This window comes from Streptomyces sp. NPDC050988 (assembly GCF_044456225.1).
Classification (GTDB): Bacteria; Actinomycetota; Actinomycetes; order Streptomycetales; family Streptomycetaceae; genus Streptomyces.
This window is the reverse complement of the sequence record NZ_JBITFQ010000031.1, coordinates 113015-128275: the sequence shown is the minus strand read 5'-3', so window position 1 is coordinate 128275 and position 15261 is coordinate 113015. Positions and strand designations below refer to the sequence as shown.

14 protein-coding genes are annotated in these 15261 nt (G+C 71.9%); 7 read left to right on the top strand and 7 right to left on the bottom strand.

Translation table 11 applies throughout. The annotated features are described in order from the left end of the window. Window positions 1-419: 419 nt before the first annotated feature. The gene (locus tag ACIBEI_RS40560; RefSeq protein ID WP_398895733.1) at window positions 420-704 is read right to left on the bottom strand and encodes a chorismate mutase; all 285 of its coding nucleotides are present in this window, start codon (window positions 702-704) and stop codon (window positions 420-422) included. Window positions 705-1249: 545 nt separating this feature from the next. On the opposite strand from ACIBEI_RS40560, the gene guaA reads away from it, so the two are divergent. Beyond that, window positions 1250-2824: a glutamine-hydrolyzing GMP synthase gene (guaA, locus tag ACIBEI_RS40555; protein ID WP_398895731.1), complete on the top strand. Its 1575-nt coding sequence runs from the start codon at window positions 1250-1252 to the stop codon at window positions 2822-2824. A gap of 17 nt (window positions 2825-2841) precedes the next feature. Here guaA and ACIBEI_RS40550 read toward each other — a convergent pair whose 3' ends face one another. Continuing rightward, window positions 2842-3324 carry a pyridoxamine 5'-phosphate oxidase family protein gene (locus ACIBEI_RS40550; protein WP_398895729.1) on the bottom strand — a complete coding sequence of 161 codons (483 nt, stop codon included), beginning with the start codon at window positions 3322-3324 and terminating at the stop codon, window positions 2842-2844. A gap of 97 nt (window positions 3325-3421) precedes the next feature. Next, window positions 3422-3940 carry a hypothetical protein gene (locus tag ACIBEI_RS40545; RefSeq protein ID WP_266759559.1) on the bottom strand — a complete coding sequence of 173 codons (519 nt, stop codon included), beginning with the start codon at window positions 3938-3940 and terminating at the stop codon, window positions 3422-3424. A gap of 278 nt (window positions 3941-4218) precedes the next feature. Here ACIBEI_RS40545 and ACIBEI_RS40540 point away from each other — a divergent pair, with 278 nt between their 5' ends. Continuing rightward, the gene (locus ACIBEI_RS40540) at window positions 4219-5013 is read left to right on the top strand and encodes a class II aldolase/adducin family protein (RefSeq protein WP_398895728.1); all 795 of its coding nucleotides are present in this window, start codon (window positions 4219-4221) and stop codon (window positions 5011-5013) included. A gap of 94 nt (window positions 5014-5107) precedes the next feature. Here ACIBEI_RS40540 and ACIBEI_RS40535 read toward each other — a convergent pair whose 3' ends face one another. Then, entirely contained in the window at window positions 5108-6013 is a 906-nt protein-coding gene (locus ACIBEI_RS40535; RefSeq protein ID WP_398895726.1) for a DUF4429 domain-containing protein, read from the bottom strand. Between the two features lie 303 nt (window positions 6014-6316). Between ACIBEI_RS40535 and ACIBEI_RS40530 the strand changes: the two genes are divergently transcribed. Together ACIBEI_RS40530 and ACIBEI_RS40525 are read left to right on the top strand one after the other, a co-directional pair. Next, on the top strand, window positions 6317-7618 hold the full coding sequence (locus ACIBEI_RS40530; RefSeq protein ID WP_398895752.1) for a hypothetical protein: 1302 nt from the start codon (window positions 6317-6319) through the stop codon (window positions 7616-7618). Between the two features lie 312 nt (window positions 7619-7930). Beyond that, window positions 7931-8464, top strand: a complete 534-nt coding sequence (locus tag ACIBEI_RS40525) for a DoxX family protein (RefSeq protein WP_398895724.1) — start codon at window positions 7931-7933, stop codon at window positions 8462-8464. An 81-nt stretch (window positions 8465-8545) separates the two neighbouring features. Here ACIBEI_RS40525 and ACIBEI_RS40520 read toward each other — a convergent pair whose 3' ends face one another. After that, window positions 8546-8788, bottom strand: coding sequence for a hypothetical protein (locus tag ACIBEI_RS40520; protein ID WP_398895722.1), 243 nt, complete (start codon window positions 8786-8788; stop codon window positions 8546-8548). Next, window positions 8775-10241, bottom strand: coding sequence for a PspC domain-containing protein (locus tag ACIBEI_RS40515; protein ID WP_398895720.1), 1467 nt, complete (start codon window positions 10239-10241; stop codon window positions 8775-8777). The genes ACIBEI_RS40520 and ACIBEI_RS40515 overlap by 14 nt, the downstream gene beginning before the upstream one ends. A 235-nt stretch (window positions 10242-10476) precedes the next feature. Here ACIBEI_RS40515 and ACIBEI_RS40510 point away from each other — a divergent pair, with 235 nt between their 5' ends. Next, window positions 10477-11760: a PspC domain-containing protein gene (locus ACIBEI_RS40510; RefSeq protein ID WP_398895718.1), complete on the top strand. Its 1284-nt coding sequence runs from the start codon at window positions 10477-10479 to the stop codon at window positions 11758-11760. Between the two features lie 44 nt (window positions 11761-11804). Next, window positions 11805-12620 (top strand): LuxR C-terminal-related transcriptional regulator, encoded by an 816-nt coding sequence (locus tag ACIBEI_RS40505; protein WP_398895751.1) that lies wholly within the window; start codon window positions 11805-11807, stop codon window positions 12618-12620. Between the two features lie 10 nt (window positions 12621-12630). On the opposite strand, the gene ACIBEI_RS40500 is transcribed toward ACIBEI_RS40505, so the two are convergent. Next, window positions 12631-13494, bottom strand: coding sequence for an L-histidine N(alpha)-methyltransferase (locus tag ACIBEI_RS40500; RefSeq protein ID WP_398895716.1), 864 nt, complete (start codon window positions 13492-13494; stop codon window positions 12631-12633). A gap of 29 nt (window positions 13495-13523) precedes the next feature. Here ACIBEI_RS40500 and ACIBEI_RS40495 point away from each other — a divergent pair, with 29 nt between their 5' ends. Further along, window positions 13524-15248, top strand: a complete 1725-nt coding sequence (locus ACIBEI_RS40495) for a PLP-dependent aminotransferase family protein (RefSeq protein ID WP_398895714.1) — start codon at window positions 13524-13526, stop codon at window positions 15246-15248. Window positions 15249-15261: the final 13 nt, after the last annotated feature.

Sequence of the window (15261 nt, the reverse complement as noted above, 5' to 3'; positions counted from 1 at the left end):
GTTTTGTGGTTGGGTGGTGGGGGTTTTACCAAACCGTCGGCCCGGGGGGGCCGCGCCCCCCCCACCCCTTCCCACCCCCTTGCAACAGTTGCCGCGGGGGGGGGCGGGGCCCCCCCGCCCCCCACCTCTCTAGGGTGACCGGGCTGCTGTCCCCTGCCGTCCGGTCACTTCTCTGGAACGAGGTCCCACGGCGCACGTCCGTACGCCTCATCGTTCCAGCGGAGCCACGCGTGGTTCTTCGGGCCCGCCCCTGGCTGACACGGACACCGGGACCAACGAAGCCCGCCGAGGGGCGGTCACGCGCCGTACGGGTGAGAGGACATGCGTACGTGCGTGCACCGGACGTCCGTCGTACGGGGATGTCGTACGCGGATCGGATCCCGGACGTCCTCGGCATCCCCGGATCTCGGAAGCCGGCTTCAGACGCGGCCGCGGCACAGCTCCAGGAGCGTCATCGCGAGCGAGGTGCCCGGCTTGCCGAGCGCGTCCCTGTAGTGGCCGAGGACGTCCATCTCGCGTGACAGGTTCACGCGGCGGCCTCCGGAGGCGATCCGCGCCTCCTGGATGACCGCCGAGATCGCCATCCGTTCCTGGACGAGGCCGATGATCCGGTCGTCGAGGGCGTCGATGCGTTCGCGGGCGCCGGTGATGACGTCGGCGGCCTCTTCGGTACGGGCGCCGGTCGTGTCGGCGGCTGTGCTCATCTCGGGGGCTCCTCTTCGAGTGGGGTGCCCCGGAGCGGCAAGGTCCGGAAACCGCGAGGCGCCCCGGGCCTTGTCGGCCCGGGGCGCCTGGGAAGTCGCTTGTCAGTTGCTCAAGCAGCACGACCATGGCAGCCGGTGGGCCGGTTGCCATAGGTAAAGACGAAGGTCTCGTGCGTGAGCATGGGAGCAGTATGCCCGGCCTCCGGCCGCCGGCCAAGCGCGCTCGGATACTGAGACAACCTTCCTCGCCCCCGCCGCCCCTACCCATTCCCGTCACTACTCGGGGGCCGGCCCCCGAACCCCCGCTCCTCAAACGCCGGAGGGGCTGAGTTTTTCCGGAGGGGCTGAGTTTTTTAGGGGCGCGGGGAACTGCGCGACCAGCCACAGCGCACCCGCACCCGAAGTACGCACCCCACGGGGTCTGGGGCGGAGCCCCGGTGGCGACACGGGGGCCGGGGGGCGGAGCCCCCAGGGACGGGACGTCGGCTCCGGGCGCCCGGTTAGACTCGGGAGCACATCCCTGCTGAACCGCCGGAAGGCAAACCGTGCCAGAAGCGTCCCCCGTCGCCCCCGACACCGTCCTGGTCGTCGACTTCGGTGCGCAGTACGCCCAGCTCATCGCCCGCCGAGTCCGCGAGGCCCGGGTCTACAGCGAGATCGTGCCGAGCACCATGCCGGTCGCGGAGATGCTCGCCAAGAACCCGGCGGCGATCATCCTCTCCGGCGGCCCCTCGTCGGTGTACGCGGAAGGCGCCCCCCGCCTGGACCGCGAGCTCTTCGAGGCCGGCGTCCCGGTCTTCGGCATGTGCTACGGCTTCCAGCTGATGGCGACCACCCTCGGCGGCACGGTCGACAACACCGGCGCCCGCGAGTACGGCCGCACACCGCTGCACGTCTCCAAGTCCGGCTCGACCCTCTTCGAGGGCACCCCGGACGAGCAGTCGGTGTGGATGTCCCACGGCGACGCGTGCAGCGCTGCCCCCGAGGGCTTCTCGGTGACCGCCTCCACGGACGTCGTCCCGGTCGCGGCCTTCGAGAACGACGAGAAGCGGCTGTACGGGGTCCAGTACCACCCCGAGGTCATGCACTCCACGCACGGCCAGCAGGTGCTCGAACACTTCCTGTACCGGGGCGCGGGCCTGACCCCGTCCTGGACCACCGGCAATGTGATCGAGGAGCAGGTCGCCGCGATCCGCGAGCAGGTCGGCGACAAGCGCGCCATCTGCGGTCTGTCCGGCGGCGTGGACTCCGCGGTCGCCGCGGCCCTCGTCCAGAAGGCCATCGGATCGCAGCTGACCTGCGTGTACGTCGACCACGGTCTGATGCGCAAGGGCGAGACCGAGCAGGTCGAGAAGGACTTCGTGGCCGCGACCGGCGTACAGCTGAAGGTCGTGGACGCGGAGGAGCGGTTCCTCACCGCGCTCGCCGGGGTCTCCGACCCCGAGCAGAAGCGGAAGATCATCGGGCGCGAGTTCATCCGGGTCTTCGAGCAGGCGCAGGCCGAGATCATCGCGGACGCGGGTCCCGAGGTCGCCTTCCTGGTGCAGGGCACGCTCTACCCGGACGTCGTCGAGTCCGGCGGCGGCACCGGCACCGCCAACATCAAGTCCCACCACAACGTGGGCGGGCTGCCGGAAGACCTCGAGTTCAAGCTGATCGAGCCGCTGCGCAAGCTGTTCAAGGACGAGGTCCGGATGGTCGGCCAGGAGCTGGGCCTGCCGGACGAGATCGTCCAGCGCCAGCCGTTCCCGGGCCCCGGCCTCGGTATCCGTATCGTCGGCGAGGTCACCAAGGCGCGGCTCGACCTGCTCCGTGAGGCCGACGCCATCGCCCGCGAGGAGCTGACGGCGGCCGGCCTCGACCGCGACATCTGGCAGTGCCCGGTCGTGCTGCTCGCGGACGTCCGCAGCGTGGGCGTCCAGGGCGACGGCCGGACGTACGGCCACCCGATCGTGCTGCGGCCCGTCTCCTCCGAGGACGCCATGACCGCCGACTGGTCGCGCCTGCCGTACGACGTCCTCGCGAAGATCTCGACGCGCATCACGAACGAGGTCGCGGACGTCAACCGGGTCGTCCTCGACGTCACGTCGAAGCCGCCGGGCACCATCGAGTGGGAGTAGCCCCGGGCTGCTGAAGGTCAGGTCCGCTTGAGGGTCCGCACCGGCTCTCCGGGCTTCCAGATCTCGACGACCAGATACGTGTCGTCCTCGACGTAGGTCCGTACGACCTCCGTCAGCTCGGTGCGGAAGAGGTGGAATTGCTCCGGCGGTTCCACCTCTTCGGCGTACCGGGAGCGCTCCGCCGGGTCCTCGACCTCGACGGCGCGGCCCGCGATCCGAACGTCGCCGCCCGCCATCTCCGTGCCGGGACCAGGATTGGCCTGGAGGGCGAAGCGCGGGTCGCGGCGCAGGTCCAGTGCCTTGAGCGAGTCCGGCATCATGCCGAGCCACAACTCCCCGTTCAGGAACCGGACTTCGAGTCCCGAGGTGCGGGGCGACCCGTCCTTCCGGAGGGTCGCCACGATGTGGTGCGTGAAGGCCGAGAACCGGTCCTCGACGGTCTTGGCGAGGTCCGGTTCCGCGGCGGTGACGGCTGCCCAGTTCGATGTCGTGCGAGTCATACGACGAGTCTGTCGCCGATACCCGACATCTGCTGTCGCCTTTGCGACGGGGGATTCCTCGGGCGGAATTGCGACGGGCACCCCTCGGACAGGTCGCTCAGATCAGCCCCGCCGACCGCAGCCGACGGGCCAGCCGGTCCTTCCGTATCACCTCCAGGCGCAGGAAGACCGCGAACACCGCGGCCATGGTGGCGCTCGCGGCGAGCGAGGCCCTCCAGCCCGCGGGGATCAGCAGCAGTGCCATGAGGGCCGCGCTGGCTGTCATGAAGACGGCCTTGCGGCGCCAGTCCAGGTCGTCGGAGAGCGCGTCGAACTCGATACGGGCCTTGAGCAGCCCGACCGCGGGTGCCACGTCGGGCAGTGGTTTGAGCGTGCCCGGGCGCATGCCCGGAGCGCGGCCGGCCGCGAGGCGGCCGAGGGCGGCCGTGCTGCGTTCGCGGGCCTCGGGGCGGGGGTCGCGGGTCAGGCGGACCTGGAGTGTCTGGCCGAGTCTGTTCGTCTCCTCGTAGCGGAATCCGTACTGCACGGCGATGTAGGTGAGCGCGGCGAGGCGGCGGGGGGATCCGCCGAGGTCGTCCAGGACGACCACGTCGCGCGTGGCGATCTGTCTGAGCATGCCTGTGACAAGGCGCTCGTTTCTCTTCATGGGCTGGTGGGGGGTGCGGTCGCGGGACGCGGTCCGCGCAGCGTAGGGGGGTGACTGCGCACGGGGGTCCTCCAGGGGGCGTCGGTGCAGGTGCCCGACCGAATAGTTGGCTCCAGACAGGCAGACCAGCGACCCCGTGCAACGGTTGTGCACTCTCTTCACGAACATCTCTGTTCTCCTGCGCTGACCGCCGGTAACTTCCCGCCCGTAAACATGTACGGAGTCCGTACCTCAGGGCTGGAGGACATATGCACGGGCCCACGCCGCCCCTGCCGCTTCCCACCGACCGGCTGCGGTTCGCCATGCCGCCCATGCACGAGTCGCTCGACGACGAACGGCGGCACCGCAAGGAACGCCTCGCGGGCGCGCTTCGGCTCTTCGGCCGGCTCGGGTTCGAGGACGGGGTCTCCGGTCACATCACCGCGCGCGATCCCGAGTACAGCAATTGTTTCTGGGTCAATCCGTTCGGAATGCCGTTCAAGCATGTCACGGTCGGTGATCTGGTCATGGCCAACGAGGACGGGCAGGTGATCGAGGGCCGCTATCACGTGAACCAGGCGGCGTTCACCGTGCACGCCCAGGTGCACGCGGCCCGGCCGGACGTCGTCGCGGTCGCCCACTGCCACTCGGTGCACGGCCGCGCGCTGGCCGCACTCGGCGACCTGCTCGACCCGATCACCCAGGAGAGCTGCGCGTTCTACGAGGACCACGCGCTGTACGACGCGTACTCGGGGGTCGCCGTGGACGCCGAGGAGGGGCGGCGGATCGCCTCCGCGCTCGGCACCCGCAAGGCGCTCGTGCTGCGCAACCACGGGCTGCTGACCGTCGGCGACTCGGTGGACGCGGCGGCCTGGTGGTTCCTGTCGATGGAGCGCTCGTGCCAGGTGCAGCTGACCGCGCGCGCGGCGGGCCGTCCCGTGGTCATCGACCACAAGCAGGCGGTGGCGACGCGGGAGCAGCTCGGCGGGGATCTGGTGGCGTGGATCAACTACCAGCCGCTGTGGCAGGACATCAGCCGCAGCGAACCCGATCTCCTCAGCTAGTCCGATCTCCTCAGCCTCCATCTCCTCAGTCGGAAGGCCCAAGTCGGAAGGCCCGAGTCGGAAGGCCCGAGTCAGAAGGCCCAAGTCACCCGTGTCAGAAGTCCCGCAGCACCGCCGCCTTCGTCGCCGCGAACTCCTCGTCCGTGAGCACGCCGTCGCGGTGCAGTTCGCCCAACTCCCTGAGGCGGCGCAGGAGTACGTCGTGGTGGCCCTGCCGGGGCAGCTGCGGTACGGCGTCCTCGGGCGCGGCCGGAAGGCGGGGCGGGTCGCCCTGGGCGTACTCGCCGGACCGGGTGGACGGGTGCGGGAGCCGGGCCATGACCGCGGTGGCGACCAGCGCCGTGAGCAGATCGCGGCGGGCACTGCCCCACAGGTCGAGGGCGAACGGGTCCTTCTCCGGCGGCAGTTTGGAGAACACCGAGTCGCGGGTCACGAAGCGCAGGAACCCGTCCTCGTAACCGGAGTTGGGCAGCCACTCCACCTGGACGAGGTCCGGCAGCTCGATGATGCGCGGGCCCGTCGCGCGCTTCACCCGGTCCGAGGTGTCGCTCCAGTCGATACGGACCTGGGTGCCGTCGAAGGACACCGTGCCGTCGCTGGAACGGACCGAGACGGGGACGGGAGGGCCCGGCACGAGATAGGTTCTGGCCGGTTCCTTGGGAATCTCTTCGAGGAGCAGGGCGCGCCGGATCTCCTCGGCGACGTACTCGGCGACGCCGGAGCGGTCGATGTCCACCGTCAGCCGGTACGGGTCCGCGGGGTCGGGCAGCCGGCCCCCGGTCGCCTGGAGCAGCGGGTCGGCGCCCTCGCGGAGTCTCAGGCGCAGCCGGCCGCGCTTGCGTTCGGGTTCGTAGGCGACGCCCGCGACCGCTTCGAGGGGCACGGCGATCTCTCCGTACGTCTGCCGGAACAGCGGCACGGAGCGGTGCAGTCCCGGGGTGATCCGGACCGTGCTGCCGTCGAAGGCCCAGGTCCCGTCGCGCTGGATGATCTCGGCCATACGGGAATTCTCGCAGCCGGGTCAACACGGGGGTGGGTGGTTCACCCGCGCTGACCAGACCTGGCGGACGCGCGGGGTGTGGGGTACGGCACAATGCGCTGTCGTCGCGAGGCAGTTGTGCGGCTGCGCAGATGTGCGGGGGTTGACTGTGCGACCGGTGGCCCTGGGGGCCGGTGGTCGTGCCGCTGTCCGTGGTGCGGCGGTGGCGTGCGAACGTGACATATCGGTAGGGCGTGCGGTCGGTTCGGTGGGGCGTGCGGTAAATGAGGGTTCGACCCAATGGTCTGGAAGGCGGCAACGGGCGTGGCGGTGCAGGAGACTGGACAGGGCGCGGGGCGGGACGCCGGGCGCGGCGCCGGTCGGAGCGGGCACGAGGGGGGCTGCACCTGCGGGAACTGTCCGCACGGGGCACGCGAGGGGCATCGGCGCGCCGTTGCCGAATTCCTTTCCAAGCGGGATGAATTGGCGTCCGGGCGAGGGCTGCCCGCGGCCGTCGCGTACTCGGCCGGGGCGTCGAGGCAGTGGGTGTCGGACGAGCTGACCCAGTCCGCGGACGTCGTCGCGGAGCGCGGGCGGGCCGAGGGCGAGGTCTGGCTCGGCCTGGTGTGGCGGCGAACTGTCATCGCCGTGTGGGGAGTCGTCCTCGTGCTGCTCCTGGTGCAGACGCTCACCGCGATCGGGGCGGGCTGGACGGCCGCGCGGACCGCGGGGCTGGTGGCCGCGGTGGTCGTGAGCGCGCTGCTGACCGGGGCCTCGTGGTTCCACCGGGCGCGGGGCGGGGTACTGGCGCCCGTCATCGGCGAGGACAACCGGCTGTCCACCTCCCGTGCCGTGGCGGTCGGCTGGGTGCTGTTCGTCGTCTACGCCGTGCTCGTGCTGGCGGGACGGCTGGCCGGCGCGTCCTCCCCCGACGAGCGGGACTCCCTGATCGCGGGGCTCGACCTCGCGCGAGGGGCCGGGATCGTGACCGTGCTCGCCGTCGTGTGCGCGATCGCCGTGCTCGTGCGGCGGGTCGTGGGGCTGCGCGTCCTCGGACAGCGGCTGCAGAAGGTACGGGCCGACCGGCCCCGGGCCGCGGATCTGCTCACCGACGACTCCGGCCGGGGCAACTTCGCCGACATCCAGTACGTGGTCGTGGGCGCCGTCGCGCTGGTCTTCGCGGCCGTGCGACTGGCCCGGCGGCCCGAGCAACTGCCCGATCTGCCGTGGGGGCTGGCCGTGATGGTGCTGGTGTCGGCCGCCACGTACGTCGCCGGGAAGTACGCGGAGGGTGGGCGGCCGGTGATCCTGTCGGTCGTGCGGGCCCGCGAGGCGGGGGATCTGGACGCACCGATCCGGACCGGGGACGACATCGAGATCCGGGGCGCCGGATTCGTGCCGCCCGGCGCGCAGGGCGCGGACCGGCTGTCGCGGATGGTCGTGCGGATCGGGGCCGTGCATGTGCATGTGCCGCTGGTTCCGGTGCCCGGCGGGTTCAGCAACCCGTCCGACGCGGTGCTCACCGTGCCGGTGCCGGCGGATGTGGAGCCCGGGCGGGTGGACGTACAGGTCGTCACCGCGGCGGGGCTGGAGACGAACCGGGTGGGGATCGATGTGACGGAGTGACCGCGGGCCTGGTGACGCGGTGACCGCGGCGCCCCGCGCCCGCCCCGCGCCCGCCCCGCGTCCGGCCTGCGCCCGCCCGGCGCCCGGCCCGCGCCCGGCCTGCGGCTTCCGCCACCCGCATGGACGCCGTACGGGCATCTCCCCGGAGGGTGGCCTGCGGATGCTGATCCTCCGTTCCCGTACGGGATCAAAAGGGATGTTCGGGGGGACCTGGTGAAAATTTGTGCGTCCGCTCTTGAGCGGGAGTCGGCCGTCGTACGTATCGTCTGTTGAGGGGTGAACCGTTCGGCGGGCGAGAGGCGGCGGAGAGCGATGGCTCACGGCATGCGAATGGACACGCACTCCGGGTACATGGACGAGGGCGGCGGTGACTGGCGGGATGCCGCTACCCGGTACGCCCTGCTTCCGCTGCGGGTCTTCCTCGGTGTCACCTTCATCTACGCGGGAATCGACAAGCTGACCGACAGCGCCTTCATGCACGACGCGGGGGCCGGGTCGGTGGGCGACCTGATGCGGACGGTGCGCGACTCGTCGGCCATTCCCGCGCTCGTCGATCTCGCCCTCAAGAATCCCGTCGGGTTCGGCTACGCCATCGCCTTCGGTGAGCTCGCGGTGGGTATCGGCACGCTGATCGGTCTCTTCGCTCGCCTCGCCGCGTTCGGCGGCGCCCTGATCTCCCTCAGCCTCTGGCTGACGGTGAGCTGGGCCTCGGACCCGTACTACTACGGCAACGACCTTCCCTACCTGATGGCCTGGCTGCCGATCGTGCTGGCCGGGGCGTCGGTGTTCTCGGTGGATGCGATGATCCGGTCTCGGCGTCGGCGCCGGACGAGCAGCGCCTACTAGGCGCTCGACCGGCGCCTCCGCCGGAAGCGTGTGACTGACCTGCGGGTGCGTGGGGGCTGAGCGCGCAGTTCCCCGCGCCCCCTACGGGGCGCTGTCCTGGCCCTGAGTCTCCCGTGTGTGGAGCGCACGGCGCCGCCGGCGGCGGACTCCGTGGGCCACCGTGCCTGCCGCGGCTGCCAGGCAGAGGCCGGCTGTGACGAGCGGGATCACCACGAACCACGGGGTGTCCCAGGCCTCGCCCGCGTCTCCGGCGTAGATGACGCCCGTGAGGGTGAGGAAGAAGCCCGCGATGAACCGGCCGGGCTGGAACTCATGACGTGACACGGGTGACCTCCGCCTGTCCGATGCCGACTTCGAGGGTGAGGTCGAGCGTGCCGCCTGCCTTGGCCTTGTCCGTGCTCTCTCCCGTGGGGGAGAGCGTCACCTGCTTGTGCTTGCCCGGGGCCACATCCACGTCCTGCTTGTCGTCGCCCGGCAACTGGATGTCGCCGACGCCCACTTCGATCACCAGCTTCACCGTCACGTCCTTGGGCAGGATCACCTTGAGCTGTCCCATCCCCACCTCGGCGTTCGTCGTCAGGGTCCGGCCCTTGGCGAGGTCGATCCGGCTGAGGTCGAGCGTGCCGACGCCGGTGCCGAGGTTGTAGTGCTCCTGTACGGCGGCTGTCGTGGCCGGTGTCCAGTCCGTACGCACCCAGTGGGTGGTGATGTCCTTCGGCAGTGCCGCCGAGCCCGCCAGCAGGGCCGCCGTAACGATCGCGAGGAAGATCGACCCTCCTCCGGTGCGCCCCCGGAACGCGCTGACCGCGATGCCCACACCGAGCACGCCGAGCGCGCAGGCCAGGCCGGTCTGCAGGCTGGCGCCCAGTGCGCGGTCCTCCCAGGTCAGGCGGGTGGCGAGCAGGCCCGTGAGGAGAGCGAGCAGGAACACCGAGCCGCCGATCGGGCGGGGGCCGCGCGGCTTGGGCGCCCGGGTCCGTATGTCCCGGCCGGGGCCGCCGCCCTGCGCGATGGTGATCGCCGCCGCGATGTCGCGCTCGCGCACGTCCTTGGGGCCCCACAGATAGCCCGTGCCACCCACATATGTGCCGTCCTTGACGATGGGCTCGCGCCACCAGGAGGGGAACGACGCGGGGACGGGCGGCGCCTGTGCCTCCGGCGGCGCGTCGGCGACGGCCTGCGCGGCGAGCGGGTCGGGGTCCTCCGTCGCGCGCTGCCGCGACCAGTAGCCGGCGCCCGCGAGGAGCAGCGAGAGCGTCGTCGCGAACGTCAGCACGCCGCTGTTGCTCAGCATGGAGAGGAACACACCACAGCCGACCAGGGCGAACAGCACGCCCGCCAGTGCCTGGCCGTCCACCCGGCCGGTGAGGAGCTTGCGCACCTCGTTCTCGTCCTCGTCGTCGTTCGGGACGAACAGCCAGGCGAAGCCGTAGAAGATGAGGCCGAGGCCGCCGGTCGCCGAGAGCACGGCGAGCACGATCCGGAAGATCACCGGGTCCATGTCGCACTGCCGCCCGAGCCCCGCGCACACGCCGCCCAGCATCTTCTGCCGACGGTCGCGCCGGAACTTCCGCGGGACGTCGGGCTCGCCGGGCTCCCCGGGCGGGACCGGACTCCCCGGCGTGTGCGGCTCCCCGGGTGCGCGCGGCTCCTCACCCGCGGTCGCCCGGGCGCCCGCCGCGGGCACGGTGTCCTGCGGCTCCGCCCCCGGGATTCCGCTCCCGGCCGGGCCGGAGCCGGGTCCCGGACCCGGCGCGGCGTGCTGGTGATCTGTCATGTGTCCATGGTGACGGCCGCGACGGCCGGACGGGAGTCGGTACGACCCTGGCCGAACCCTGAAATCGACCCTGGGCCGGACCCTCAGGCGGTGATCACCGAGGGGACCCCGAGCCGATTCGGAGGAGACCCCCGAGCAGATGTTGGAGGAGATCCCCGAGCCGATTCGAAGATCAGGGGAGTCTAGGGGGTCGACCCTGATGCCCGGCGCCCTCCGGCGTGTGAACATCGATGGCATGCCGGAAGCCGCAACCCTGACCGTCGAGGACCCGCGGCCGCCGCGCAAGCTCTACCGCAGCAGTGACGGACGCTGGCTCGGAGGGGTGGCGCGGGGGCTCGCGGGCCATCTCGGGCTGCCCGTGATCTGGGTGCGGCTGGTCTTCGTCGGCCTGATGATGGCGGACGGCCTCGGCGCGTTGCTGTACGCGGCGTTCTGGTTCTTCGTCCCGCTCGGCGTCGGCGGTGTGGACGCCGAGCGGCCCCCCGCCCTCGCCACCGAGACCGCGCCCGACGGCCGCCGCAGACTCGTCGCCCGCAAGCCCGACAAGGGCCAGATCGTCGCGCTGCTCGCCATGGTCGTGGTGGCCCTGATCTTCGTCGGCAATGTGGACCTGAGCGGCGGGGCCAAGGCCTATCTCTGGCCCACCGTCCTGGTGGGCGCGGGAGTCGCCCTGGTCTGGCGCCAGGCGGACAACGCGCGGCGGGCCCGCTGGATGGAGGTCGGCCGCCGCAAGCGCACGATCACCCTGCTCCGCTCCGCGGCCGGCGTCCTGCTCGTGGCCACGGGCGTCTCCGCGATCTTCGTCCTCCAGGGCTCCGCCGCCCACCTCGGCTCGGTCCTCCAGGCCGCGCTCGCGGTCCTCGTCGGCATAGCGCTGCTCGCCGGTCCGTATCTCGTCCGCATGACCCAGGACCTCTCCGAGGAGCGCCTGATGCGCATCCGCGCCCAGGAGCGCGCGGAGGTCGCCGCCCACGTCCACGACTCGGTGCTGCACACCCTGACCCTGATACAGCGGAACGCCGAGAACGCGAACGAGGTCCGACGCCTCGCCCGCGCCCAGGAGCGCGACCTGCGCAACTGGCTCTACAAGCCCGAGGGCACCGGCAAGGACGAGGACGACGAGCCCGGCACGCTCGCGGAAGCCGTGAAGCGCAACGCCGCCGAGGTGGAGGACAAGCACGGCGTCCCCATCGAGGTCGTGGTCGTCGGCGACTGCCCGCTCGACGACCGGATCGGCGCCCAGATGCAGGCCGCGAGGGAAGCCATGGTGAACGCGGCCAAGTACGGTGGCGAGGGCGGCGCGGTGCAGGTCTTCGCCGAGGTCGAGGGGAGGACCGTCTTCGTGTCGGTCCGGGACCGCGGTCCGGGCTTCGACCTGGATTCGATACCCGGCGACCGCATGGGCGTCAGAGAATCGATCATCGGCCGCATGGAGCGCAACGGCGGTACGGCGCGGCTGCGCGCGGTGCCGGACGGCGGCACGGAGGTCGAGCTGGAGATGGAGAGGGCGGAGACATGAGCGACGCGAACGAACCGACCGGAGCGGTCGAGCCGGACGCCGGCATGACCGGCGCGGGCACGGCCGGCGGCCCTGCCGCGGCGACCGGTGCGGCCGGTTCGACCGGAGCCGACACGCCGTCCGGAGCCGACGCACCGTCCGGGGCCGCCACGGCCGACGACCCTGCGGGCGCCCCCGATCCGGCGGCCTCCGCGCCCGGGCGACGCGTGCGCGTGGTCCTCGTCGACGACCACCGCATGTTCCGTACGGGGGTCCAGGCGGAGATCGGGCAGACCGAGCGGACCGGCGTCGAGGTGGTCGGCGAGGCCGCCGACGTCGACCAGGCGGTCACGGTCATCACGGCGACCCGGCCAGAGGTCGTCCTCCTCGACGTGCACCTCCCGGGCGGCGGCGGGGTCGAGGTCCTGCGCCGCTGCTCGCCGTTGATGGCGGACGCCGAGCAGCCGGTGCGGTTCCTCGCGCTGTCCGTGTCGGACGCCGCGGAGGACGTCATCGGTGTGATCCGGGGCGGTGCCCGTGGCTATGTCACCAAGACGATCACCGGCACGGACCTCGTCGACTCCGTCTTCCGCGTCCAGGACGGCGACGCGGTCTTCTCGCCCCGCCTCGCCGGCTTCGTCCTCGACGCCTTCGCCTCCACCGACGCCCCGCCCGTCGACGAGGACCTGGACCGCCTCACCCAGCGCGAGCGCGAGGTCCTGCGCCTCATTGCCCGCGGGTACGCGTACAAGGAGATCGCCAAGCAGCTGTTCATCTCCGTCAAGACGGTCGAGTCCCACGTCTCGGCGGTCCTCCGGAAGCTCCAGCTGTCGAACCGGCACGAGCTGACTCGGTGGGCGACGGCCCGACGGCTGGTCTGACGGCAGGGGTTCACGGCACGTTCAGCGGTTCGCGGTTCGCGATCCCGCTCGGAGGGTTCACGGCCACTGCCTTGAAGAAGGTGTAGTGGAACGTGCCGTCAGGGTCCGCCGTGCGGCGCAGGTCCGCCAGGCCGTGATCCCAGTCCGCCGGGGTCATGAGGCCTGAGGCCAGGGCGTCCTCCCGTACGGACTCGATCATCGCGATGAACGTGTTGCGGGTGAAGCCCTCGACCAGGGCCGGGCGGGAGCTGTCGGCGTAGACCGCCCGGGGGCGGACCTCGACGCGGTCGTACCCGGCGGCGGTGAGGAGCGGGTGCAGTTGGCGGCCCAGGAGGGCGTTTCCGCCCGCCTCGTGCTGGAGTCGGACCTGGCAGTCGATGGCGGCGTGGGCGTACGCGCTGTCGGGGTGGAAGAACGTCGAGCCGTGGTCGCCCTCGATGACGGTGAGGGTGCCGCCGGGGCGCAGGACGCGGCGCAGTGCCGTGAGAGCCCGCCGCGGGTCGGGCAGGTGCTCAAGTACGAAGCAGACGAAGACATGGTCGAACTCGGCGTCCTTGAAGGGGAGTTCGAAGAGGTCGGCCCGGTGCCAGGTGACCAGGGCGTCCGGGGCCCGGGCCGTGACGCGGGCGCGGGCCTGGGCCAGCGAGGCGGCCGAGATGTCCACCGCCGCGAAGCGGGCCTCCGGGCTCGCCGCGACCAGGTGCACCGTCTGGGCGCCCACTCCGCAGCCCACCTCCAGGACCTTGCTGCCCGGTGGGTACGCCGTGCCGGCGTGCAGCAACTCCGCGAGGGTGTCCGCCTGGTCGCCGAGACGGCGGGACTCGTGGGAGGAGTATCCGTGGACGTAGTCGGTGGGGTTGGCGCTTGTGGTCATGACTACGAGCCTCGTTCGAGAATGGTCCTGTGGACAGGTCCAAAGAGGGTGCTGTTGAAGGGGCCATACGCGGAGAGCCGTGCCTCGGCCCGGGTCCGGTCGTCCCCGGCTCCGACTTCCTCCAACTCGATGTGCGCGAGGCGCCGTTCGGCGGGCGGGCCGATTGGCTGGCCGGGCAGCTGAGGCAGGCCGTCGCCGACGGGCGGTTGCCGGTCGGCAGCCGCCTCCCGGCGACCCGGGTGCTCGCCGCGGAGCTGCGCGTCTCGCGCGGGGTGGTGACCGAGGCGTACCGCCGGCTCTCGGAGGAAGGCCAGGTGGAGGGCCGGGGGAGGGCCGGGACGGTGGTGGTGGCGGGACCGGGAGCAGCGGGGCCGGGGTTAACGGGGGCCCTGGGTTCGGGCGTTGGGGGGCGTGCGGTCGGATCGGGACAACTTGCTTACGCCGCGCCTCAGTACGCCACGATCCCGTCCACTCCATCCCCGTCCACTCCATCCCCGTACGCTCCCTCCTCGCCCACCCTGCACCCGCCAACTCCCTCCTCGCCCACCCTGCGCTCGTCCACTCCCTCCTCCCCGTTCGGCGGCCCGCCCGGTGATGACGCCTTCGACCTGATCCGTACGGCGGCCGCGCGGATCGATCTGTCGCCCGGGGTGCCGGATCTCGCGGCGTTTCCGCGGGCGGCCTGGCTGCGGGCCGAGCGAGGGCTGTTCGGGGAGCTGGCGGCGGGCGGGTTCGGGTACGGGGATCCGCGCGGCACCGAGGAGCTGCGACGGGCCGTCGCCCGGTGGCTGGGGCGGTACCGGGGGATCAGGGTCGAGGCCGGTGACGTACTGATCGTCGCCGGGACCGCACAGGCGCTCGCGCTGATCGGGCGGGTGCTGCGGGAGGACGGCATCGAGGAGATCGCCGTGGAGGACCCGGGGTCGCTCGGGGTCCGGCAGCATCTGCGGAACCAGGGGCTGCGTACCCCGCCGGTGGCGGTCGACGGCGAGGGCGTCCTCGTATCCGAACTGCGGGACCACCGGGCCGTGTTGCTGACCCCGGCGCACCAGTTTCCGACCGGGGTCGTGCTCGGGGGCGCGCGGCGCCGGGAGCTGATGCGGTGGGCCGGTGAGGGCGGGCTGGTGGTGGAGGACGACTACGACGCCGAGCACCGTTACGACCGAGCGCCCGTGCCCGCGCTGCGGTCGCTGCTGCCGGAGCGGGTCTGCTACGCCGGGAGCGTGTCCAAGCTGCTCGCGCCCGCGCTGCGGATGGGCTGGGTCGTGGCACCCGCGCGGTACCGGGAGGCGCTGGTCGCCGCGAAACGGTACGCCGACCTCGGCAACGCGGTTCTGCCCCAGCTCGTGCTGGCCCGGCTGATGGAGTCGGGGGAGCTGGAGCGACACCTGCGGCTGGTGCGGCGGCGCCATCGGCGTCGGCGGGACGCGATGATCGGGGCGATACGGGCGTGTCTGCCGGGGGCGGTGGTGAACGGGGCCGCGGCCGGGCTGCATCTGCTGATCACGTTCGGCGGGGACGACAGCGACGGTACGGGCGGCGGGGCACCGGGAGATTTCGGTGACTGCGACTTCGCTGACACCGACCTCGCCGCCGCCTCGCTGGCCCGCGGGGTCAAGGTGCACCCCCTCTCCTGGCACCGTCAGCGGCCGGGCGGCCCACCCGGTCTGCTGCTCGGGTACGCGGCGTCCCCCGTATCGGCGATCGAGGAGGGCATCGCCGTCCTGGGCGAGGCGCTGCGCGAGGTGAGGTGAGGTGAAGCCACGG